Genomic DNA, 22,136 nt, shown 5'->3' with positions numbered 1-22,136 from the left:
ATCAGGCCGCTTCGGCGACCAGCTTTTCGATCTCTGCGCGGTTGGTCACCTTGCTGTCGATCTTCACGTAAGCACTTTTCTCTTCCGGCACGATAAACACCGCGGCCACGCCCGGTTGCGCTTTAAGACGCTGCTCCAGCACGCTCTTGTCTAAGGTACTGTCATCCAACATGATGCGTAAGCTGCTGACATACGGCGGTTCCTTCATTGTACAGCTCACCAGTAGCCAGATCGCCGCCACCAGGCTGCCGACCACGAACACCGATTGCGCATCAAAATGACCGAATACCCAACCGCCCATGCTGCCACCAATGGCCACGCCTAAAAACTGGCTGGTGGAATAGAGGCCCATTGCGGTGCCTTTATAACCCGGAGGTGACTCTTTACTGATCAGCGACGGTAAAATGGCTTCCATCAGGTTAAAGCCAATAAAGAACAGCTGCACACCGACCACCAGCGTCCAGAAATTACTTCCCGCACCCCACAGCACGATCTCTGCAATCAGCATCAGAGCAACACAGCTGACAAATACCCGCTTCATGCGACGCTTCACTTCCGCGTAAATGATAAACGGGATCACGCCGCAGAAGGCGACCAGCATGGTGACCAGATAGACTTTCCAGTGCTGCTCCGCAGGGAAACCTGCGCGCTCAAACTCACCCGGTAGGGCGACGAAGCTCGACATCAGCAGAATATGCAGGCACAGGATGCCAAAGTTCAGCTTCACCAGGCGCGGATTGGTCAGCACGGCTTTGAAGGTGCCTTTCACCATGCCCGATTCGCGGTTCAGAATATGGTTCGGCGTCGACGGCACCACCCACAGGGTGATCGCAATGCCTAAGGTCGCCAGACAGGCAATCATCCAGAACAGCGCATGCAGGCCAAGGGCATGGGTAATGATCGGACCCAGCACCATCGCAATGGCAAAGGTCACGCCGAAGCTGATACCAATAAAGGCCATCGCTTTGGTACGGTTCTGTTCACGGGTTAAATCGGAAAGCAACGCCATCACCGCGGCGGCAATCGCGCCGGAACCCTGCAACGCACGGCCCAGGATCACGCCCCAGATGGAAGTGGTGCTCGCGGCAATGACGCTGCCGAGAACGAAAATCAGGAGTCCACCGACGATTAACGGTTTGCGGCCAATACGGTCCGACAATAATCCGAAGGGGATTTGGAAAACGGCTTGCGCTAAACCGTAGATGCCAATGGCGAGTCCAATCAGTGCTTCACTTGCTCCCTGCAATGCCATGCCGTAAGTGGTCAGGACGGGCAATACCATAAACATTCCCAACATACGCAGGGAAAATACCGTCCCCAAACCCCATGTCGCACGCAACTCGACTGGAGTCATTTTATTATCGTTCATTACTACCTCAGTTTATCTGGTCGACGTATTTTAGGCGGCGGGGGAGGGTGGGTAAAATAATACTTGTCGCGAAGTGGTAACAAAAAGAAAGGGCGCGATAATCGCGCCCTTTATGATGAGGTCTGTGTTACCTGACCATCGTCAGCAGGTCTTTCGAGGCCGGAGCCATGAAATCGACCGACATCATAACGCTCAGTGCGGTAATGGCGACGATAGAGAAGACAAACAGCTTACGGGCCCAAACGCGATCGTTCTGCGTTTTGTAACCTGAAAGCGCCATCCCCAACCACCACACGCTGACTGCCGCAGCAACCACCAGATATTTGTAGCCGGCATAACCGCCCAGCGTTAGCATCAGGGTGGCAACCATAAAGGCGATGATGTACATCGTAATATGGTTTTTTGCCACGGAGATGCCTTTTACCACCGGCAGAACCGGGATATTCGCTGCCTGGTAATCTTTAAAGCGGAAGATCGCAATCGCATAAGAATGCGGCATCTGCCACAGGCTAAAGATAGCCAGCAGGATCAAGGCACCCGCATCGAAATGGCTGGTGACGGCACAGTAGCCAATTACCGGCGGCGCAGCGCCAGAAAGACTACCAATCAACGTGCCGTACACAGAATTGCGCTTCATGTACAGGCTGTAAACGCCGACATAAACCACAAAGCCCATCACCGCCAGCCACATGGCCAGCGGGTTTGCTCCGAAATACAACAACGCGAATCCAGCAATACCCAGAACGGTTGCATAAACCAGAGAGACTGTCGGAGAAATGAGGCCTTTAACCAGCACTCGATTTCTGGTCCTCTCCATTTTTACGTCGATGTCACGGTCGATAAAGTTGTTATAAACACAACCTGATGCGACCACCAGCGAAACGCCGACTAAGGTGGAGAGAAACAGGGGATAGTCGATGCTGCCTTTCGAGGCCAGCAGGAACCCCCCAATCACAGAAATTAAATTTCCGAAAATAATTCCTGGTTTCGTTACTTGCAGGTATTGCTTAATCATCACGGGTAACTCGGTTAGTTGGCCATCATGTTGTAGTTGAGGTTCCACATGATCCACAGCGAGCCAACAACTACTATCAAGATGATAATTGCAGAGAACACAATTGCCACCAGGTTCCATCTTTCTTCAGAGGAAGTGTTTAAGTGCAGGAAGTAGACCAGATGCACCAGCACCTGGACAATCGCACACACAATCACCACACCCAGGATGGTCGCTTTTGAAGCGCCGCCGTCCATCACCATCCAGAAAGGGATTGCCGTCAGAATGATCGACAGGATAAAGCCGATCATATAAGACTTCACGCTACCGTGTGAGGCACCATGTTCGTTCGTAGAATGACTCATTACATGGCTCCCATCAGGTAGACAATGGTGAATACACAAATCCATACCACATCCAGGAAGTGCCAGAACAGGCTCAGACACAGGATACGGGTACGGTTAGTCGGCGTCAGACCACGTTTGGAGACTTGGTACATCAGTACCGCCATCCAGATCAGGCCAGAGGTTACGTGCAGACCGTGCGTCCCAACCAGCGTGAAGAACGCTGACAGGAAGCCACTGCGCTGCGGACCAAACCCTTCCATAATCAGGTGATGGAATTCATAGATTTCCATCGCGATGAAACCGGCACCGAACAGGAAAGTCAGCATCAGCCAGCTAATCACTGAGCCTTTGCTGCCTTTGTTCATGCTGATAACTGCAAAACCATAGGTAATGGAGCTCAACAGAAGCAGGGCGGTTTCACCGAGAACGAACGGCAGTTCGAAAATATCTTTACCAGCCGGGCCACCCGCGGTGCTGTTAACCATCACACCAAAGGTTGCAAACAGGGTGGCAAAGATGATGCAGTCGCTCATCAGGTAGATCCAGAAGCCAAAGACTTTATTGGCTCCTGCATCGTGATGCCCATGCTCCGCATGGGCGTCGTGGTGCTTAGTCAGAGTTTCAGTCGACATTTTTCAGACCTGCTTTGCTAATTTCGTCAAAGTGCTGATTCTCGATTTTTTCGATCTCGGCAACGGGAACGTAATAATCAACGTCTTCGTCAAAGCTCTTGATGATCCAGGTTAAGATCATACCGAGGAACGACAGACCTACCAGCCACCAGATGTGCCAGATAGCTGCGAAACCAAACACCAGGCTGAATGCACCGATCACCACACCAGCGCCGCTGTTCTTCGGCATGTGGATCTCTTCGTAGTGCGCAGGCTGTTTGTACGCTTCGCCTTTTTCCTTCATTTCCCAGAACGCATCGCGCTCGTGGATAACAGGCACTTCAGCAAAGTTGTAGAACGGTGGTGGTGAAGAGGTTGCCCACTCCAGCGTACGGCCGCCCCATGGATCGCCGGTCACATCACGCAGCTGCTCACGGTCACGTACCGAGACCCAGAACTGAGTGATTTGGCACAGCACACCACACGCGATCAGCGCAGCACCAAACGCTGCTACAACCAGCAGTGGGTGGAACTGTGGATCGATATCCTGGCTCAGGCGACGGGTCATCCCCATGAAGCCCAATACGTACAGCGGCATAAAGGCAACGAAGAAACCAATGATCCAGAACCAGAAGGCGCGGATGCCCCATTTTTCGTTCAGGCAGAAGCCGAACGCTTTAGGGAACCAGTAAGTCACACCAGCGAAGCAACCGAATACCACACCACCGATAATCACGTTATGGAAGTGAGCAATCAGGAACAGACTGTTGTGCAGCACGAAGTCAGCACCTGGCAACGCCAGCAGAACACCGGTCATACCACCGACAGAGAAGGTGACCAGGAAGCCTACGGTCCACAACATCGCAGAGTGCATCTGAATGCGGCCCTGGTACATGGTGAACAGCCAGTTGAAGATTTTAACGCCGGTAGGAATGGCGATAATCATCGTCATAATACCGAAGAAGGCGTTAACGTTCGCGCCCGCGCCCATGGTGAAGAAGTGGTGCAGCCACACGATGAAGGACAGGATGGTAATTACAATCGTTGCCCAAACCAGTGAGGTGTAACCAAACAGGCGCTTTTTAGAGAAGGTTGCTACCACTTCGGAGAACACACCGAAGACCGGCAGAACCAGAATATACACTTCCGGATGTCCCCAAACCCAAATCAGGTTTACGTACATCATCATGTTGCCGCCCATTTCATTGGTGAAGAAATGGAAGCCCAGATAACGATCCAGGGTCAGCAACGCCAGCGTCACGGTCAGAACCGGGAAGGAAGCGATAATCAGAACGTTAGTACACAGCGACGCCCAGGTGAAGACAGGCATCTTGAACATGGTCATGCCAGGTGCACGCATTTTCAGGATAGTAACGAAGAAGTTAATACCTGTTAATGTCGTACCGATCCCCGACAGCTGAAGACTCCATATCCAGTAGTCAACCCCGACCCCCGGACTGTACTCAGCGCCGGAAAGCGGTGGATAAGCCAGCCAACCGGTCTGAGCAAACTCGCCCACACCCAGTGACAGGTTAACCAGCACCACACCGACAGCCGTGAACCAGAAGCTCAGGTTGTTCAGGAACGGGAAGGCCACATCGCGCGCACCGATCTGCAGAGGAACAGCAATGTTCATCAGACCGATAACAAATGGCATCGCTACGAAGAAGATCATGATCACGCCGTGAGCGGTGAAGATCTGGTCGTAGTGATGAGGCGGTAAGAATCCTGCCTCGCCGGCCGAAGCCAGTACCTGCTGGCTACGCATCATCACCGCATCGGCAAAACCGCGCAGCAGCATGACGAAGGCCACGATGATATACATGATACCGAGTTTTTTATGGTCGACAGACGTCAGCCACTCAGACCACAGGTATTGCCACTTACCGAAATAAGTGATTGCTCCAGCGACTGCCAGACCACCAAGAATGATGGCGGCGACCGTAATCACGATAATCGGTTCGTGATACGGTACTGCATCAAGGGTTAATTTTCCCAACATCGTATTATTCCTCGGCTCCCGCTTTAGGGGCTTCGTTCATGTCCATGCCTTCGTGTCCTGACATGTCCATTTTCCCGTGGCTCATCTTGAATTTGCCAATCACTTGCTTGAACAATTCAGGATTTGCGGTAGAGAAGAACTCAACCGGATGGTTTTCGCTTGGCGCTGCCAGTTTCTCGAAGTCATCCATGGTTGTCAGCGTATTGGATGAGTCTTTCACTTTTGCTACCCACTGATCGAATGACGCATTATCAGGAGTGGCAATCGCTTTGAACTTCATACCAGAGAAGCCGCGACCACTGAAGTTGGAGGAGATACCGTCAAACGTGCCTGGTTCATTCGCAATCAGATGCAGTTTAGTCTGCATGCCCGCCATAGCGTAAATCTGGCTACCGAGGGTAGGAATAAAGAAGGAGTTCATAACGGAGTTAGACGTGATCTTGAAGCTGACCGGCGTATTCGCAGGGAATGCGATTTGGTTAACTGTTGCAATACCCTGTTCCGGGTAAATGAACAGCCATTTCCAGTCCAATGCAACCACATCAATCTCAATCGGCTTCACATCGGAAACCAAAGGCTTGCTTGGATCAAGCGCGTGGGTAGATTTCCACGTCAGGATCGCAAGGAAGATAATGATCAAAATGGGAACAGTCCACACCACGGCTTCCACTTTATTAGAGTGTGACCAGTTAGGGCTGTATTTTGCATTGGTATTGGATGCCCGATATTTCCAGGCGAACACCACTGCCATCAAGACTGCGGGAATAACGACGATCATCATCAAGCCGAAGGCTGTCAGTATCAGCGAACGTTGCTCCAGTGCAACCTGTCCTTTGGGATTCAACAATGCACTATCACAGCCACTTAACAATAAAGTGCCTGCAATTAATGACAAAATCCCCAAACTTTTATTGTATTTCCTGAGTCTCATTTAACGACCTCAATGACAAGGGCTCTATTGTCGTTTAAGTGTGGCGGCATTTTACGGGAACGTTTCAGTACTGTAAACCAGCAACATCTTGTGTCAGCGCCGTGTTGACACCTTTTGCAAACACAGTCACAGATGTTGCCGAAGGTGACAAAATATGAATGCCAGCAAGGGTTTGCCTCTAATATAACAAAAACCAATGATAACCGCGTTTTTTAACAGGTCTCTGCTATAAACAGCGAAATTGGCACTCAATTATTTAACATACCCGCATCATTTGTGTGATTTAGTTTATACAATAATAATAACGCACCGGGTTTTAATAGTCTGTGGCAGAGAAATGTAAAGGTGAAAACCTTTTAGGAAATAACGGAAGGCGGGAAAATGTGACAATGCACTAATTGTTAAAAAAAGGCGGCTTTTCGAACGGTACCGCCGTTTTTTCGCCCGCTAAAAAGGGCGGTATTGTTAAATGTTTGTGCCGGGCCGAGGCGTTATTTTTTTGCCAGAGCCTACATAACTTTACTTTTACTGTGTTGCCGGGCGCTGAGCGACGAAGTCTAACAAACTGCCGGTGACGATGCCCAACAGCGCCAGAATGGCCCCTGATTCAAACAGAACGCTAATGATTGAGCCCGCATCCAGCAGGTTTGTTGCGCGTAATGCCAGCAAAATCAGTCCTGCCACTACCAACGCTGAACCCAACTTCAAGGCGCGTAATGCCCATTTATATCCGGAAGCGAAGCGGGTTCGCGGTAAAAATGTCTGATGGGTTTGCGCATGTTCCAGCGTGGTTCGGCATCCCGCCAGCAATAGCAAACCGGGCAGGGCAGCCACCACAGAGAAGGCATAAAACGTCGGCCAGCCCCAGCTTTCAACAAACCATCCTGCCACCGGTCCAACATACACCCGGCCAACGGCGGACAACGCGGAGAGCAGGGCAAATTGCGTGGCGGAGAATGACTTATTGCACAGCGTCATCAGCAGCGCCACAAAGGCGGCGGTGCCCATACCGCCACACAGATTCTCGACAAACACGGCCGCTGCCATGCTGTAAAGATGTTTGTCGGTGACGGCCAGAATCCAGTACGCCAGGTTTGATACCGCCTGCAGGATGCCAAACAGCATCAGCGCCCGGAACAGGCTCAGGCGCTGCATCAGTACGCCGCCGTAAAGCGCGCCAATTATCGTGGCAATCAACCCAAGGGTTTTATTCACCAGCCCCACGTCGCCGGCATCAAAGCCAACGCCACGGATCAGGAAAATGGTGGTCAGGCTGGCAGCAAACGCATCACCCAGCTTATAAAGGACAATCAGAGAGAGGATCAGCCAGGCATTGTTGCGGTTGAAAAAGTCGCGCAGCGGGGCAATGACCGCTTCTTCAAGGCTGTGAGGGCGGGCAACCGGATCGCTGGGCTCTTTCGCTAACAGCGTGGCGATTACCCCAGGCACCATCATCGCCGCCATCAGCCACCAGATCGCCTGCCATCCGAGATATCGGTCTGCAAGCCATAGCGCCAGTCCGCCTGACACCAACATCGCCAGACGATAACCAAGGACGCTGATCGCCGCACCGCTACCGCGTTCTTCGGCGGGCAGCACATCGGTCTTCCAGGCATCAAAGACAATATCCTGCGAGGCGGAACAGAAGGCAACCAACACCGCGAGAGCCGCCAGCAGGGTCAGATTGCGTGAGGGATCCATAAATCCCATCAGGGCAATCCCGACAATCAACAGGATCTGCGTCACCAGTAACCAGCCACGACGACGGCCTAAAAACGGCGGCGTGTAGCGGTCCATCAACGGAGACCAGAGGAATTTGAACACGTAGGCCTGCCCGACCAGAGAGAAGAAGCCTATCGTTTTGATATCGACGTTTTCGACGGCCATCCAGGCTTGCAGCGTTCCCGATGTCAGCGCGAGCGGCAGACCGGAGGCAAAGCCAAGGAGCAGAAGAAGGGCGGCATTTCGTTGGGTAAAAATCTGGAGGTAATGGCTGGGCATACGAACCTTAAAACAAAGCCCGCCGGGATCCCGACGGGCACTGGCCAATTAACGGGCGTTTTGCTTGATAAACTCGTGGATGCTGGTGTCCTGAGCCATATCAGAAATCACGTCGCTCAGCGTGGAGTTAACCGCGTTAGTGATTTTAGCGTTGGTGGCTGAGAAGGCGCCTTCAACACTGTAGGTCTGGCGGTAGTTCTTCACTTGCTTGTTGCCGTTTTTCGCGGTGGCAACAATCGAAATATCGGCTTTCGTGGTGATGCTGTAGCGCACATTACCTTCGGTAACGTCGGCATACAGGTTATTCACGATGATCTGCAGGTCAACGGCGCCATTAGGACCGATCATGTAACCACGAGCACCCATCTGCTTCTCCAGCGTTTCCTGTAGCAGGAAGCGCAGATCGCGTGAAGGCGTCAGGGTAACCAGCTGTCCGTCGCGGTTAACTTTCGCCAGTGCCTGATCGCTACGCTGATCGGCGCCGTTGATGCTAACAGTGATGCCGGTCAGGCTGGGATCCTGCTGAGGCAGCTGAATTTTTGGCGAAACGGTGAGTGTGTTGCTGTTGCTTGCACAGCCAGCCAGAATTAACACGGCCAGCAGAGGGAATAATAATTTTTTTAACATGCTTATTTTCTCAATGACGAAGGTTGTAGTGCTGACAAAACTGCGGTCATCATAGCATTGCCTGTAACAAGGGGAAGCCCCGATAGCGCGTAAATTCATCGCCTTGCACTTTTAAGGCTGACGCCAGGCACGGGAACTTCGACCGTTTAATAACGGAGTGGTTGCAGCAGCAAAGATGAAAATGCACAGTAGCGGGCATTAAACGGCGGATATTTTTCGCGAACCCAGCAGGGTTTGGTAAAAAACCAGCTAATATTTAAAGAGATGGGGCCACCGTCTCAGAGGAGTCCAGGTATGATCCGCGAAGAAATAGAAGAAAAGTTAAGAACGGCGTTAGCGCCTGTTCATCTGGAAGTTCATGACGAAAGCTATCGTCATAACGTCCCAGCGGGTGCAGAGAGTCATTTTAAAGTGGTTATTGTAAGCGACCATTTTATCAACCAGCGCTTTTTAATGCGTCACCGTACTATTTATAGTGCGCTGGCAGCAGAACTGGCTGGAAGCGTTCACGCGCTGGCTCTACATACCTATACCGTTAAGGAGTGGGAGGGGTTACAGGACACCGTTCCATCCTCACCCAACTGTCGCGGAGCGGGAACGCTTGCCTGATAGTGCACTTTTCAACCAAGGCGGCCTGCGGGCCGCTTTGTCATTTCTGACGTTAAATCCCCAGCGCACCCCCGTTTTCTGCCATTTATGAGAGAAAAGCAACGAAGTTAGCGAAATGTCAGGGTTGAGCAGCCTCGACTCGCTTAAACGTTGTCGCTATAATGCTGCGTCTATTTTTTTCCGGAATATCTTCGGGACCCTTTTGGTACAGCGACTACGATTCTGACACCAGAGGCCATCCCGGTTCTTAGTCTCACTCTGTTTCTTGCGGAGCAGAGAGGGTCTGAAGTTGACCGAGCACGTGATTTTTTGAGGTAATAAGATGCAAGCTTCAGTAGAAACAACTCAGGGCCTGGGCCGTCGCGTTACGATTACCGTTGCTAAAGATGTGATCGAAAACGCGGTGAAAAGTGAGCTGGTCAGCGTATCTAAAAAGGTACGTATCGACGGTTTCCGCAAAGGGAAAGTGCCGATGACTGTCGTAGCACAGCGCTACGGTGCCTCTGTTCGCCAGGACGTTCTGGGCGAACTGATGCAGCGCAACTTCGTTGACGCCATCATCAAAGAGAAGATCAATCCGGCTGGCGCACCTAAATACGTGCCAGGCGAATACAAAGAAGGTGAAGACTTCACTTTCGCCGTTGAGTTTGAAGTGTACCCGGAAGTTGAGCTGAAAGGTCTGGACGCAATCGAAGTTGAAAAACCGGTTGTTGAAGTGACTGACGCTGACGTTGACACCATGCTGGACACCCTGCGCAAGCAGCAGGCCACCTGGAAAGAAACTGACCGCGCAGCAGAAGCTGAAGACCGTGCCACTGTAGACTTCAGCGGTTCAGTAGACGGCGAAGAGTTCGAAGGCGGCAAAGCGTCTGACTTCGTACTGGCAATGGGCCAGGGTCGCATGATCCCAGGCTTCGAAGAAGGCGTTGTTGGCCACAAAGCGGGCGAAACCTTCACTATCGACGTAAACTTCCCGGAAGATTACCACGCTGAAAACCTGAAAGGGAAAGCAGCGAAGTTTGAAATCGTCCTGAAGAAAGTGGAAGAGCGTGAGCTGCCAGAATTCACTGCTGAGTTCATCAAACGTTTCGGCGTTGAAGATGGTTCAGTAGACGGTCTGCGTGCTGAAGTGCGTAAAAACATGGAGCGCGAGCTGAAAGGCGCCGTGCGTAACCGTGTGAAGACTCAGGCTATCGACGGTCTGGTCAGCGCGAACGACATCGACGTGCCAGTTGTACTGATCGATGGCGAAATCGACGTGCTGCGTCGCCAGGCTGCACAGCGCTTTGGCGGTAACGAGAAGCAAGCTTTCGAGCTGCCTCGTGAACTGTTTGAAGAGCAGGCTAAACGCCGCGTAGTTGTTGGCTTGCTGCTGGGCGAAGTGATTCGTACCCACGAGCTGAAAGCTGATGAAGACCGTGTGAAAGAGCTGATCGAAGAGATGGCTTCTGCTTACGAAGATCCATCAGAAGTGGTTGAGTTCTACAGCAAGAATAACGAGCTGATGAACAACATGCGTAACGTTGCGTTGGAAGAACAGGCAGTGGAAGCTGTGCTGGAGAAAGCCAAAGTGACCGAGAAGGCCACTAACTTCCAGGAACTGATGAACCAGGCGCAACCAGCCTGATCCACTGATTCTGTAAGCTAAATAAAAGCCCGCAGTTATGATGACTGCGGGCTTTTTGCTTTTATCCGTTGCCCGGACGTGCCTTAGTGCGCTTATTCGCTCATTAAACCGGCAAAATATCAACTAAGCTGTTTTTCCTGGTTAGCAGTTGATAAAAACGTTGTTATGCTTGAATCAGCGGGGCAACATCCCCAAATAGACTATTATGGCGTACTGAGTCCTGTCTTGATTGTCCCCGGTCAGTGTGGGGAATGTAATGGAAACATAGTGTTCCGGATCGCTCTCAAGTAGAATCGGTACGGAGTGTTGCCAAATGAAATTTATCCAGGAGACGGTAATGTCATACAGTGGCGAACGTGAACAAACTGCACCTCATATGGCTTTAGTGCCGATGGTGGTCGAACAAACCTCTCGCGGAGAGCGTTCTTACGACATCTTTTCCCGCCTGCTCAAGGAACGTATTATTTTCCTGACCGGACAGGTTGAAGATCATATGGCGAACCTGATCGTCGCTCAGATGCTGTTTCTGGAAGCTGAGAACCCGGAAAAAGACATCCACCTTTATATCAACTCTCCTGGCGGTGTGATCACTGCAGGGATGTCGATCTACGACACCATGAAGTTCATCAAGCCAGACGTCAGCACCATTTGTATGGGCCAGGCCTGTTCAATGGGCGCGTTCCTGCTGACCGCAGGGACCAAAGGCAAGCGTTATGCGCTGCCTAACTCTCGCGTGATGATCCACCAGCCGCTGGGCGGATATCAGGGTCAGGCAACTGACATTGAAATCCACGCGCGCGAAATTCTGAAAGTGAAAGCGCGTATGAACGAGCTGATGGCAGAACATACGGGCAAAACTCTTGAAGAAATCGAGAGAGACACGGAACGTGACCGTTTCCTGTCAGCGAGCGAAGCTGTAGAGTATGGGTTGGTAGATTCCGTTCTGACGCATCGCACGTAAGCCTGATGCCCATCTGTCGTCTATAGTTATGGATGGGCTAGAGCAACGAATGAGGGTGCCGCAAGGCGGCATCATCGCCGCAACACAGTGCGGACGAAGATAACAGAAGAGGTTAACTGATGACTGAGAAGCGCAAAGACGGTTCAGGAAAGCTGCTGTACTGCTCTTTCTGCGGCAAAAGCCAGCATGAAGTGCGCAAGCTGATTGCCGGCCCGTCAGTGTATGTCTGCGATGAGTGTGTCGATCTATGCAATGACATCATTCGCGAAGAGATTAAAGAAGTTGCGCCGCATCGTGAACGTAGCGCACTGCCGACGCCGCATGAAATCCGCCATCACCTCGACGATTACGTTATCGGCCAGGAACGGGCGAAAAAAGTGCTGGCCGTAGCGGTCTATAACCACTACAAACGCCTGCGCAACGGTGACACCAGTAATGGCATTGAGCTTGGCAAAAGTAACATTTTGCTGATCGGGCCTACCGGTAGCGGTAAAACGCTGCTGGCGGAAACCCTGGCTCGCCTGCTGGATGTGCCTTTCACAATGGCGGATGCCACCACGCTGACCGAAGCCGGTTATGTTGGTGAAGACGTCGAAAACATCATTCAGAAACTGCTGCAGAAATGTGACTATGACGTGCAGAAAGCACAGCGCGGCATTGTTTACATCGATGAAATTGATAAGATTTCCCGTAAATCTGACAACCCTTCCATTACCCGTGATGTTTCGGGCGAAGGTGTTCAGCAGGCGCTGTTGAAGCTGATTGAAGGCACTGTGGCGGCGGTGCCACCTCAGGGCGGACGCAAGCATCCACAGCAAGAGTTCCTGCAGGTTGATACCTCCAAGATCCTGTTTATCTGTGGCGGTGCGTTCGCCGGGCTGGACAAGGTGATTTCTCAGCGCGTAGACACCGGTACGGGGATTGGCTTTGGTGCCACCGTGAAGGGCACGGCAGAGAAAGCCACTGAAGGTCAGCTGCTGGAGCAGGTTGAGCCAGAAGATTTGATCAAATTCGGTCTGATCCCAGAGTTCATAGGTCGTCTGCCAGTCGTGGCAACCCTGAGCGAGCTGAGTGAAGAAGCGCTGATTCAGATCCTGCGTGAGCCGAAAAATGCCCTGACCAAGCAGTATCAGGCGTTGTTTAATCTTGAAGGTGTGGACCTGGAATTCCGTGAAGAAGCGCTGACGGCGATCGCCAAAAAAGCCATGTCACGCAAAACCGGTGCCCGTGGCCTGCGTTCCATTGTGGAAGGCGCGCTGCTGAATACCATGTATGACCTCCCTTCAATGGACGATGTTGAAAAAGTGGTGATTGACGATTCAGTGATCGATGGCCAGTCTGAGCCAATGCTGATCTACGGAAAACAGGAAGCTCAACAAGCTTCTGGTGAATAAATAACCACATCTTTCCAGTCAGTTATCATAAAAAGGGGGAATTTATTCCCCCTTTTGCTTTTCTCTCGCGGATAACATTGAATGTCTTACATTCATCCCCATATACTCAACTACCTGTGGGTAAAACTGCACTTTAGTGGTCTGTTGCGGTTCCCATCACCCTGGCGGAAATTAAACTAAGAGAGAGCTCTATGAATCCTGAGCGTTCTGAACGCATTGAAATCCCTGTGTTGCCGTTGCGTGACGTAGTGGTTTATCCGCACATGGTAATTCCGTTGTTTGTCGGTCGTGAGAAATCGATTCGCTGCCTTGAAGCCGCCATGGATCATGATAAAAAAATCATGCTGGTCGCCCAGAAAGAAGCTTCAACGGATGAACCTGGCATTAACGATCTCTTTTCTGTAGGGACCGTCGCCTCTATTCTGCAAATGCTCAAGCTGCCAGACGGTACGGTTAAAGTGCTGGTAGAAGGCCTGCAGCGTGCGCATATCACAACGCTTGCGGATAATGGTGACCATTTCACCGCGCAGGCTGAATACCTGGCGTCCCCTGAAATCGATGAGCGCGAGCAGGAAGTGCTGGTGCGCACCGCAATTAATCAGTTTGAAGGCTATATCAAACTGAATAAAAAAATCCCTCCTGAAGTGCTGACCTCGTTGAACAGCATTGAAGATGCTGCACGTCTGGCTGATACCGTTGCGGCACATATGCCGTTGAAACTGGCCGACAAACAGTCCGTGCTTGAGATGTCAGACGTCAATGAGCGTCTGGAGTATCTGATGGCGATGATGGAGTCAGAAATCGATCTGCTCCAGGTGGAAAAACGTATCCGCAATCGCGTCAAAAAGCAGATGGAAAAAAGCCAGCGCGAGTACTATCTGAACGAGCAGATGAAGGCTATTCAGAAAGAACTGGGCGAAATGGACGATGCGCCTGACGAAAATGAAGCGCTGAAACGCAAAATCGACGCGGCAAAAATGCCGAAAGAAGCGCGTGATAAAACCGAAGCCGAACTGCAGAAGCTGAAAATGATGTCTCCGATGTCAGCGGAAGCGACCGTGGTACGCGGTTATATCGACTGGATGGTTCAGGTGCCGTGGAATGCCCGTAGCAAGGTCAAAAAAGACCTGGTGAAGGCGCAGGAAACGCTGGATACCGACCACTTCGGTCTGGAACGCGTGAAAGATCGCATCCTGGAATATTTGGCAGTACAGAGCCGCGTCAGCAAAATTAAAGGGCCAATCCTCTGTCTGGTTGGGCCTCCGGGTGTGGGTAAAACCTCACTGGGCCAGTCTATCGCCAAGGCGACGGGCCGTAAGTATGTTCGTATGGCGCTGGGCGGCGTGCGTGATGAAGCGGAAATTCGCGGTCACCGTCGTACCTATATTGGTTCTATGCCGGGCAAATTAATCCAGAAAATGGCCAAAGTGGGCGTTAAAAACCCGCTGTTCCTGCTGGATGAAATCGACAAAATGTCCTCGGACATGCGCGGCGACCCGGCTTCAGCGCTGCTTGAAGTGCTGGATCCGGAACAGAACATTGCCTTTAACGACCATTACCTGGAAGTGGATTACGATCTCTCCGACGTGATGTTCGTGGCAACGTCCAACTCGATGAACATTCCTGCGCCGCTGCTGGACCGTATGGAAGTTATTCGTCTGTCGGGTTACACCGAAGACGAGAAGCTGAATATTGCTAAGCAGCATTTGCTGTCCAAGCAGATCGAGCGTAACGCCCTGAAAGACAGTGAAATCACCGTCGATGACAGCGCCATCGTCAGCATCATTCGTTACTACACGCGTGAAGCGGGTGTGCGTAGCCTTGAGCGCGAGCTGTCCAAACTGTGCCGTAAAGCGGTGAAGACCTTGCTGATGGACAAAACCATCAAGCATATTCTGATCAATGCTGACAACCTGAAAGACTACCTCGGCGTTCAACGTTATGACTACGGTCGTGCGGACAACGAAAACCGCGTCGGTCAGGTAACCGGTCTGGCGTGGACGGAAGTGGGTGGCGATCTGCTCACCATCGAAACGGCTTGCGTACCGGGTAAAGGTAAATTGACCTATACCGGTTCACTGGGCGAAGTGATGCAGGAATCTATCCAGGCGGCGTTGACCGTGGTGCGTGCCCGCGCTGAGAAGCTGGGTATCAACGGTGACTTCTACGAGAAGCGTGATATTCACGTTCACGTCCCGGAAGGCGCGACGCCGAAAGATGGTCCAAGTGCGGGTATTGCAATGTGTACCGCGCTGGTGTCCTGTCTGACCGGTAACCCGGTGCGTGCCAATGTGGCGATGACCGGTGAGATCACTCTGCGTGGTCAGGTTCTGCCAATTGGTGGACTGAAAGAGAAACTGCTGGCTGCACACCGTGGTGGTATCAAAACGGTGTTGATCCCGGATGAAAACAAGCGCGATCTGGAAGAGATCCCGGACAACGTTATCGCCGATCTGGACATCCATCCGGTGAAGCGCATCGAAGAAGTCCTGACACTTGCGCTGGTCAATGCCCCTTATGGCATGCAGGTTGCGACCGCAAAATAGTGATTTAAGGCAAAAACAGGCCAAAAGCCGGGCTGGCAAGCAAATTGGGACTTGCCAGCTTTTTTTTGTGCCGCTAATTTAGAGGGCTGCTAGGCCAATGACGGCTGTTGCCGTTTTCGGCATGACAGGAATACTGAATCCAAATAATTGATGCGCGTTCGTCGCGGGTGGGAAGCCCGACTGCGAAGTGAATAATAAAAGAGGGGATTATTGAGTGAATAAGTCACAGTTGATCGACAAAATTGCTGCAAGCGCCGACATTTCTAAAGCGGCAGCGGGACGTGTTTTAGATGCTTTCATGGGCTCAGTGTCAGATTCACTGAAAGAAGGCGATGAAGTTGCACTGGTAGGCTTCGGCACGTTCTCCGTGCGTGAGCGCTCAGAGCGTACCGGCCGTAACCCACAGACCGGTAAAGAAATCACCATCCCAGCGGGTAAAGTACCAGGCTTCCGTGCCGGTAAAGCGCTGAAAGACGCCGTTAACTAATGGCGGTATGTTTCCACTGAGGCAATTTCTTCGGTGGAGAGTGAGGATTGTGTTCGCGTTCTCATGTACCATACGGGGCACATCAAAAAAACTGATGTGCCTTTTTTTATGTTTCAATGACATTTGCGAATTGCGGTTGTCATAGTGGCGTGCGGTTTGCTACGCAGCGGCGTGGAGCGTCCCCGGGAAGACGGGACGAAAGCGCAAGGGTTTACATTCACACTACAGCGGAGTGTTGTCACACCATGATGGACAATTTACGCGCGGCGTCGAACCATGTCGTGCTCAAAATTATATTGGCATTGATCATTCTGTCTTTCGTTTTGACCGGGGTGGGCAACTACCTGATCGGCGGTAACGGAGATTACGCCGCCAAGGTTAACGGACAGGAAATCAGCCGTGCACAGCTCGAGAACGCCTTCTCAAATGAACGTTCACGTCAGCAGCAGCAGTTGGGCGAACAGTTCTCCCAGCTCGCCGGAAACCCTGCCTACATTCAGCAGATCCGCCAGCAGGCGCTGTCTCAGCTGGTCGATGAATCGCTTCTGACCGGCTATGCCAAAGATCTCGGCCTGGCCATCAGCGATGATCAAATCAAACAGGCTATTTTCAACCAGTCGGCTTTCCAGACCAACGGCAAGTTTGATAATACAAAATACCTGGGCCTGATCAATCAGATGGGCTTCACCGCCGATCAATACGCTGAAGCGCTGCGTAAGCAGTTGACCACCCAACAGCTGATTGCTGCGGTGACCAACACCGACTTCATGCTGACCGGTGAAACTTACGCACTGGCTGCGCTGGTTTCTCAGGAGCGTCTGGTTCGCGAGGCGACGATCAATGTGGCGGCACTGGCCGCTAAACAGACCGTCAGCGCGGAAGAGATCAAAAACTATTACGAGCAGAACAAGAACAACTTCATGTCTCCTGAGCAGTTCCGCGTTAGCTACATCAAGTTAGATGCGGCTTCGATGCAGGAAACCGCCAGCGAGGCTGATATCCAGAGTTGGTACGATCAGCATCAGGCTGATTACACTCAGCCGCAGCGTAGCCGTTACAGCATTATCCAGACCAAAACCGAAGCGGAAGCGCAGTCGGCTCTGGATGCACTGAAAAAAGGCGGTGACTTTGCCGCGCTGGCTAAAGAAAAATCTGCTGACCCAATTTCTGCCCGTAACGGTGGCGACATGGGCTGGCTTGAGCCAGACACCACGCCGGATGAACTGAAAAGTGCCGGCCTGAAAGAGAAAGGTCAGCTGTCAGGGGTGATCAAGTCGTCTGTCGGCTTCATCGTTGCCCGTCTGACGGATGTTCAGCCACAGCAGATCAAGGCGCTGGCTGCCGTCCATGACGACATCGCTGCAAAAGTGAAGCAGGAAAAAGCGATTGATGCTTATTACAAACTGCAGCAGAAAGTGAGCGATGCGGCCACCAATGACAATGAGTCACTGGCGGGTGCAGAGCAGGCTGCTGGTGTGAAGGCGGTGGAAACGGGCTGGTTCAGCCATGATAATCCGCCTGCTGAGCTGAACTTCAAGCAGGTTGAGCAGGCCATCTTCAATGGCGGCTTAGTCGGCGAGAACGGCGCACCTGGCAGTAACTCGGACATCATCACTGTCGATGGTGATCGTGCGTTCGTGCTGCGTGTTAGCGAGCACAAGCCTGAAGCGGTGAAACCACTGGATCAGGTCACGGCCCAGATCACCGATACGCTGAAAACGCAGAAGGCGCAGGCTCAGGCGAAAGCGCAGGCGGATAAACTGTTGGCCGATCTGAAAGCAGGCAAGGGTGATGAGGCGATGAAAGCCGCTAACCTGAGCTTCGGCAGCCAGAAAACGCTGACCCGCAACGGTCAGGATGCCGTAACCCAGGCCGCATTCACCATGAGTCTGCCAGCGAAGGACAAACCGTCTTACGCGACCAGTGAAGATGGTGAAGGCAACGTGCTGTTAGTGGCGCTGGATCAGGTGCGTAGCGGTTCAATGCCGGACGCGCAGAAGAAGGCAATGGTTCAGGGGATCACGCAGAACAACGCGCAGATCACCTTCGAAGCTATGCTGAGCAACCTGCGTAAAGAAGCCAAAATCAAATACGGTGCAGCCGCGCAGGCCCAATAAGCCTCGCAAATTTCCTGCAACGACATGCAATACCAAAGGCCGCTTTCGCGGCCTTTTCCATTTCTCTAATCCGCCATTTGTTTACCGAATTCTTCCGCTGTACCGTGGCGTTGCTGTCACACACATGGAGGAATACAGCATGAAACACCCACTTATCGCGTTATGTTTTTTTACCGCAATGAGCGCAGGCATCCTGACTGCAATACCGGTAAAAGCGGCAGAAACTACACCAACGGCGTCTGCTCAGGTCGCCACGGAAAGTACGGCCACTGCAAGCGACAAAGTAAGCCTGAATCAGGCTACCGCCCAGCAACTGGCCGCGGCATTGAATGGCGTCGGGCTCAAAAAAGCCGAAGCCATTATCAGTTACCGCGAGCAGTACGGCGCGTTTACCGATATTGAACAACTGAAAGAAGTGCCCGGCATGGGCAATGCGCTGGTGGAGAGAAATTTGTCACGGCTGAAATTGTGACATAACTCGCGACTTTAACGCATTATCTGCTGAAGGCCGTAAACGGCTGCTAACCTGTAGAGGTCATACCAGTTGGGTGACTTCTACTTTTTTATAAGGGCAGCGTAACTATGCACACCACCATCAAAGTCCGTGGCTATCATCTGGATGTTTACCAGCACGTCAATAATGCCCGCTATCTGGAGTTCCTTGAGGAAGCCCGTTGGGAGTGGCTGGAACGCCTGGAGTCGTTCAACTGGCTGCAGGAGAACCAACTGGCGTTTGTGGTGGTCAACATCAACATTAATTATCGCCGGCCAGCGGTGATGGGCGATGTGTTAGACATCCACAGTAAGTTGCTCCAGCTGGGCGGGAAAAGTGGCGTGATTGGTCAGACCGTGACGCTGGCCCCAGCGGGTGAAGTGGTGGCCGACGCCGCGCTGACGTTTGTCTGCATCGATCTGCGCACACAAAAGGCGCAGCCGATGGAAGGAGAACTGAAAAGAAGAATGGAAGAGATGCTGTCAGCGTAGGCCGGTTTTGCGTTTCATTTCGGCCATCACCGCGTGCCCGTTGGCCTGATACTCGTTCAAACCCTTCGCGCGAAGATGGCACGCAGCGCATTCGCCACAGCCGTCACCTTTCACGCCGTTGTAGCAGGTCAGCGTCTCATTGCGTACCAGCGGCAGTTGCTGCCAGTAGTCGGCCAGCGCCCAGGTTTCAGCTTTGTTCAGCCACATCAGCGGTGTTTCAAAGCGCACAGACCTTGCCATGCCGAGTTCAATCGCATGGTTCAGCGCCTTAACAAACTCATCGCGGCAGTCTGGGTAGCCGGAGAAATCGGTCTCACAGACGCCCGTGATCACTGCTTCCGCCTCAACCTGATAAGCATAAATGGAGGCGAGGGTCAGGAACAGGATATTGCGGCCCGGCACAAAGGTGCTCGGCAAGCCGCTGGCATCGGGATCGTAAGCCGGTACCGGGATGCTTTCACGCGTCAGGCTGCTGACCGCCAATTCATTTAACATGGTTACATCGAGGACTTTGTGCGCGCGTGCGCCCAAAGAAAGTGAAAGCTCGCGGGCAATATCGATTTCCGCACGATGGCGCTGGCCGTAATCGAAGGTGATGCAATGCACCTCATCATACTGTTGCAGAGCCTGAATCAGACAGGTTGTTGAATCCTGTCCACCGCTGAAAACCACCACTGCACGTCTCATTTTAATCACCTTAGTCATCTGTTAGGCCGTATGGTACTGCCTGTGGCGGCAGAAGGGTAGTTTTGCTCAGGGAATGGCGACCGGCGGTGGGATCCACGCGCGGGAAAAATCAAACCATCCCCAGGCATTTAAGGCGATATCTTCCACGTCCGGTGGGGCACTCACCTGATAACGATAGTTGAACAGCGGCGTAATTACCGACTGCGCCATCAGCTGATGAAAGGCCTGTTGCAGTCCGGTCAGCCGCTCGGCTTCGACGTTATTGCACTGGATCCGTTCGAGCGTGTTCAGCAGTTGCTGATGAGTTACCTCACCCAGCAGCGTCGGCCAGAGAGGATCCAGTTTTAGCCAGCTCTCCAGGGTGAACGCCGGCGCTTCACCAATCAGGCGATCGCCCATAATAATGTCAGCCGTTTCCAGACCGCTATACCCCTGCCAGTTTTTCGCTGGATGAAAGTGCAGTCTTAACTGGCAACCCTCCTCCGCCAGCACCTGTTGCAGCTTTTCGGCCATCGCATGCAGTTCCACCGGCAGGTGATAGTGCAGTTTCAGCGTGGCGGGCAATTCCGTTTCTTCCTGAGCGCTAATCTCTGGCACCGGCCAGCCGGGCAGCATCTCCAGACTCGGGGTAATCAGACCTTCCTCCAGAGGCAGTTCTTCAATCACCTTCTTACTGCGGATCAGCGCCAGTATTTTTTGTGCCTGAGCGGGGGAAAGGGCGCCGTTCTGCTTCAACGCCAGGTAACAAAATCCCAGGCTAATCCGACGGCTGACCGGGCGTAAAAGCGACAGTTCATGTTGCTCACCAATTGCTATCTGCACCGGATGGCGGCAGCTGGTCCCGAGGGTTTTGTCGAAAAGCTGCGGCGTGATCCAGTACTCCACCATCTGCATGAGTGGCTGATTGCCATAATAACGCTCGTGATTTTCGATTCTGACCAGCTCCGGTGACCAGTGGCTCAATTTCCACGGACCGGATCCAATAGCAGGATCGTCCGGATGCGTCAGCAGGCAGAGCACGGTGGCCAGGCGCCAGGTGAGCCAGTAATCGGGGCGATGCAGATCGATTTGCAGGCACATCGATTGAGGAAGAGAGAGAGATTTTACGCTGGCTAACTGCTTTGCCCCAGCCGGGCTGTCGATGACCCTTTGCAGGTGCTGCATGATCTGCAGCGATGTCACTCGCTCGCCGCTGTGCCAGTAAAGCTGCGGACGCAGAAAGAAGAACCAGCTCAAGCCATCCTCACTGCATTGCCAGTGGTGAGCCAGATCGGCGACAACGCGATCGTCCTGAAAGCGCGTCAGGCCGGAAAAAATCTGCCCGGCAAGATGTTGTTCAGCGCGCCCAGGCATATCCAGTGGATTGAGGGGATCCAACGGACGGTAATAAGGAATACGTAACGTGGGGCGATCGTCCAGCCACTGACCGCCCATAAAGGGTTTGAGCAACTGATTAAGCTGTTCCGGTGCGATCTGCACCAGTCCCAGTGCCTGATGTGACAAGCCCTGATCGAGCTGCTGCTGAAAAAGGATTGTTCTGAGCTGAGTCGGAGACTGAAAAAATTCTAGCTGACCGCGTTTACCGCGCCCGGACTGAGCCTGCCAGCGCAACCAGCCGGCCGACTGCCACTGGCCCAAGAGCGTGCGCACATGGCGCTCGCTGCAAATACAGCGCCCGGCGATCTCCGCCACGCTGGTTAACTGAGGCTCGCCCAGGCTGGCCTGCCACAGGCGTTGATATTGATTGAGTCGGTTTAACTGGCGCATCGAAATAAACCCGGAACACTTTTTCCGAAGTATTCACTATTAGTTCCGTAAATACCAGGTGATACTCAGCACTCG

Annotated in this window: 19 protein-coding genes; 9 read left to right on the top strand and 10 right to left on the bottom strand. The window is 52.6% G+C overall.

The genetic code is table 11. The annotated features are described in order from the left end of the window. Nucleotide 1: 1 nt before the first annotated feature. The 8 genes from AC0IXH_RS12235 to AC0IXH_RS12200 form a co-directional block, all read right to left on the bottom strand. Nucleotides 2-1,369 (bottom strand): MFS transporter, encoded by a 1,368-nt coding sequence (locus AC0IXH_RS12235; RefSeq protein ID WP_346565697.1) that lies wholly within the window; start codon nucleotides 1,367-1,369, stop codon nucleotides 2-4. A gap of 127 nt (nucleotides 1,370-1,496) precedes the next feature. Next, entirely contained in the window at nucleotides 1,497-2,384 is an 888-nt protein-coding gene (cyoE, locus tag AC0IXH_RS12230) for a heme o synthase (protein ID WP_013201030.1), read from the bottom strand. A 14-nt stretch (nucleotides 2,385-2,398) separates the two neighbouring features. After that, on the bottom strand, nucleotides 2,399-2,728 hold the full coding sequence (locus AC0IXH_RS12225) for a cytochrome o ubiquinol oxidase subunit IV (RefSeq protein ID WP_013201031.1): 330 nt from the start codon (nucleotides 2,726-2,728) through the stop codon (nucleotides 2,399-2,401). After that, nucleotides 2,728-3,342, bottom strand: a complete 615-nt coding sequence (locus AC0IXH_RS12220) for a cytochrome o ubiquinol oxidase subunit III (RefSeq protein ID WP_013201032.1) — start codon at nucleotides 3,340-3,342, stop codon at nucleotides 2,728-2,730. The genes AC0IXH_RS12225 and AC0IXH_RS12220 overlap by 1 nt, the downstream gene beginning before the upstream one ends. Next, nucleotides 3,332-5,323, bottom strand: a complete 1,992-nt coding sequence (gene cyoB / locus AC0IXH_RS12215; RefSeq protein ID WP_013201033.1) for a cytochrome o ubiquinol oxidase subunit I — start codon at nucleotides 5,321-5,323, stop codon at nucleotides 3,332-3,334. Before cyoB ends, AC0IXH_RS12220 begins: the two co-directional genes overlap by 11 nt. Nucleotides 5,324-5,327: 4 nt before the next feature. Then, on the bottom strand, nucleotides 5,328-6,254 hold the full coding sequence (gene cyoA, locus AC0IXH_RS12210) for a cytochrome o ubiquinol oxidase subunit II (RefSeq protein ID WP_013201034.1): 927 nt from the start codon (nucleotides 6,252-6,254) through the stop codon (nucleotides 5,328-5,330). Nucleotides 6,255-6,779: 525 nt separating this feature from the next. After that, a complete protein-coding gene (ampG, locus tag AC0IXH_RS12205; protein ID WP_471720493.1) occupies nucleotides 6,780-8,255 on the bottom strand; it encodes a muropeptide MFS transporter AmpG in 1,476 nt (491 codons plus the stop codon). Between the two features lie 48 nt (nucleotides 8,256-8,303). Beyond that, entirely contained in the window at nucleotides 8,304-8,882 is a 579-nt protein-coding gene (locus tag AC0IXH_RS12200) for a lipoprotein (protein ID WP_013201036.1), read from the bottom strand. Between the two features lie 294 nt (nucleotides 8,883-9,176). On the opposite strand from AC0IXH_RS12200, the gene bolA reads away from it, so the two are divergent. The 9 genes from bolA to AC0IXH_RS12155 all read left to right on the top strand — a co-directional run bounded on the left by bolA (nucleotide 9,177) and on the right by AC0IXH_RS12155 (nucleotide 19,607). Continuing rightward, on the top strand, nucleotides 9,177-9,491 hold the full coding sequence (gene bolA, locus AC0IXH_RS12195) for a transcriptional regulator BolA (protein WP_013201037.1): 315 nt from the start codon (nucleotides 9,177-9,179) through the stop codon (nucleotides 9,489-9,491). A 322-nt stretch (nucleotides 9,492-9,813) separates the two neighbouring features. After that, nucleotides 9,814-11,118: a trigger factor gene (gene tig / locus AC0IXH_RS12190; protein ID WP_471720492.1), complete on the top strand. Its 1,305-nt coding sequence runs from the start codon at nucleotides 9,814-9,816 to the stop codon at nucleotides 11,116-11,118. Nucleotides 11,119-11,455: 337 nt separating this feature from the next. Next, nucleotides 11,456-12,079 (top strand): ATP-dependent Clp endopeptidase proteolytic subunit ClpP, encoded by a 624-nt coding sequence (gene clpP, locus AC0IXH_RS12185; RefSeq protein ID WP_041691925.1) that lies wholly within the window; start codon nucleotides 11,456-11,458, stop codon nucleotides 12,077-12,079. A 119-nt stretch (nucleotides 12,080-12,198) separates the two neighbouring features. Then, complete coding sequence (clpX, locus tag AC0IXH_RS12180; RefSeq protein ID WP_013201040.1) at nucleotides 12,199-13,473, top strand: ATP-dependent protease ATP-binding subunit ClpX; 1,275 nt, start codon at nucleotides 12,199-12,201, stop codon at nucleotides 13,471-13,473. Nucleotides 13,474-13,664: 191 nt separating this feature from the next. Beyond that, nucleotides 13,665-16,019 (top strand): endopeptidase La, encoded by a 2,355-nt coding sequence (gene lon / locus AC0IXH_RS12175; protein WP_013201041.1) that lies wholly within the window; start codon nucleotides 13,665-13,667, stop codon nucleotides 16,017-16,019. A gap of 214 nt (nucleotides 16,020-16,233) precedes the next feature. Next, entirely contained in the window at nucleotides 16,234-16,506 is a 273-nt protein-coding gene (hupB, locus tag AC0IXH_RS12170) for a nucleoid-associated protein HU-beta (protein ID WP_013201042.1), read from the top strand. Nucleotides 16,507-16,751: 245 nt separating this feature from the next. Next, entirely contained in the window at nucleotides 16,752-18,623 is a 1,872-nt protein-coding gene (ppiD, locus tag AC0IXH_RS12165) for a peptidylprolyl isomerase (protein ID WP_471720491.1), read from the top strand. A 139-nt stretch (nucleotides 18,624-18,762) separates the two neighbouring features. Continuing rightward, a complete protein-coding gene (locus AC0IXH_RS12160; protein WP_167738399.1) occupies nucleotides 18,763-19,095 on the top strand; it encodes a helix-hairpin-helix domain-containing protein in 333 nt (110 codons plus the stop codon). A gap of 110 nt (nucleotides 19,096-19,205) precedes the next feature. Next, the gene (locus tag AC0IXH_RS12155) at nucleotides 19,206-19,607 is read left to right on the top strand and encodes an acyl-CoA thioesterase (RefSeq protein WP_013201045.1); all 402 of its coding nucleotides are present in this window, start codon (nucleotides 19,206-19,208) and stop codon (nucleotides 19,605-19,607) included. Here the strand turns inward: AC0IXH_RS12155 and queC are convergent. Beyond that, the gene (gene queC / locus AC0IXH_RS12150) at nucleotides 19,599-20,294 is read right to left on the bottom strand and encodes a 7-cyano-7-deazaguanine synthase QueC (protein WP_134823595.1); all 696 of its coding nucleotides are present in this window, start codon (nucleotides 20,292-20,294) and stop codon (nucleotides 19,599-19,601) included. The two genes, AC0IXH_RS12155 and queC, sit on opposite strands and share 9 nt — an antisense overlap. 66 nt (nucleotides 20,295-20,360) lie before the next feature. Further along, nucleotides 20,361-22,061, bottom strand: a complete 1,701-nt coding sequence (locus AC0IXH_RS12145; protein ID WP_471720490.1) for an SgrR family transcriptional regulator — start codon at nucleotides 22,059-22,061, stop codon at nucleotides 20,361-20,363. Between the last annotated feature and the right edge of the window lie 75 nt (nucleotides 22,062-22,136).

This window comes from Erwinia sp. AC075, assembly GCF_979253995.1.
This window is presented reverse-complemented; position numbering and strand designations above follow the sequence as displayed.

What these genes read in the sequence shown, in the direction of transcription:
- ppiD (WP_471720491.1), top strand. Translation starts at nt 16,752, where the DNA reads ATGATGGACAATTTACGCGCGGCGTCGAACCATGTCGTGCTCAAAATT.
- AC0IXH_RS12155 (WP_013201045.1), top strand. Translation starts at nt 19,206, where the DNA reads ATGCACACCACCATCAAAGTCCGTGGCTATCATCTGGATGTTTACCAG.
- bolA (WP_013201037.1), top strand. Translation starts at nt 9,177, where the DNA reads ATGATCCGCGAAGAAATAGAAGAAAAGTTAAGAACGGCGTTAGCGCCT.
- cyoB (WP_013201033.1), bottom strand. Translation starts at nt 5,323, where the DNA reads ATGTTGGGAAAATTAACCCTTGATGCAGTACCGTATCACGAACCGATT.
- cyoE (WP_013201030.1), bottom strand. Translation starts at nt 2,384, where the DNA reads ATGATTAAGCAATACCTGCAAGTAACGAAACCAGGAATTATTTTCGGA.
- lon (WP_013201041.1), top strand. Translation starts at nt 13,665, where the DNA reads ATGAATCCTGAGCGTTCTGAACGCATTGAAATCCCTGTGTTGCCGTTG.
- ampG (WP_471720493.1), bottom strand. Translation starts at nt 8,255, where the DNA reads ATGCCCAGCCATTACCTCCAGATTTTTACCCAACGAAATGCCGCCCTT.
- AC0IXH_RS12235 (WP_346565697.1), bottom strand. Translation starts at nt 1,369, where the DNA reads ATGAACGATAATAAAATGACTCCAGTCGAGTTGCGTGCGACATGGGGT.
- AC0IXH_RS12145 (WP_471720490.1), bottom strand. Translation starts at nt 22,061, where the DNA reads ATGCGCCAGTTAAACCGACTCAATCAATATCAACGCCTGTGGCAGGCC.
- clpP (WP_041691925.1), top strand. Translation starts at nt 11,456, where the DNA reads ATGTCATACAGTGGCGAACGTGAACAAACTGCACCTCATATGGCTTTA.
- AC0IXH_RS12220 (WP_013201032.1), bottom strand. Translation starts at nt 3,342, where the DNA reads ATGTCGACTGAAACTCTGACTAAGCACCACGACGCCCATGCGGAGCAT.
- AC0IXH_RS12225 (WP_013201031.1), bottom strand. Translation starts at nt 2,728, where the DNA reads ATGAGTCATTCTACGAACGAACATGGTGCCTCACACGGTAGCGTGAAG.
- tig (WP_471720492.1), top strand. Translation starts at nt 9,814, where the DNA reads ATGCAAGCTTCAGTAGAAACAACTCAGGGCCTGGGCCGTCGCGTTACG.
- queC (WP_134823595.1), bottom strand. Translation starts at nt 20,294, where the DNA reads ATGAGACGTGCAGTGGTGGTTTTCAGCGGTGGACAGGATTCAACAACC.
- clpX (WP_013201040.1), top strand. Translation starts at nt 12,199, where the DNA reads ATGACTGAGAAGCGCAAAGACGGTTCAGGAAAGCTGCTGTACTGCTCT.
- AC0IXH_RS12160 (WP_167738399.1), top strand. Translation starts at nt 18,763, where the DNA reads ATGAAACACCCACTTATCGCGTTATGTTTTTTTACCGCAATGAGCGCA.
- cyoA (WP_013201034.1), bottom strand. Translation starts at nt 6,254, where the DNA reads ATGAGACTCAGGAAATACAATAAAAGTTTGGGGATTTTGTCATTAATT.
- AC0IXH_RS12200 (WP_013201036.1), bottom strand. Translation starts at nt 8,882, where the DNA reads ATGTTAAAAAAATTATTATTCCCTCTGCTGGCCGTGTTAATTCTGGCT.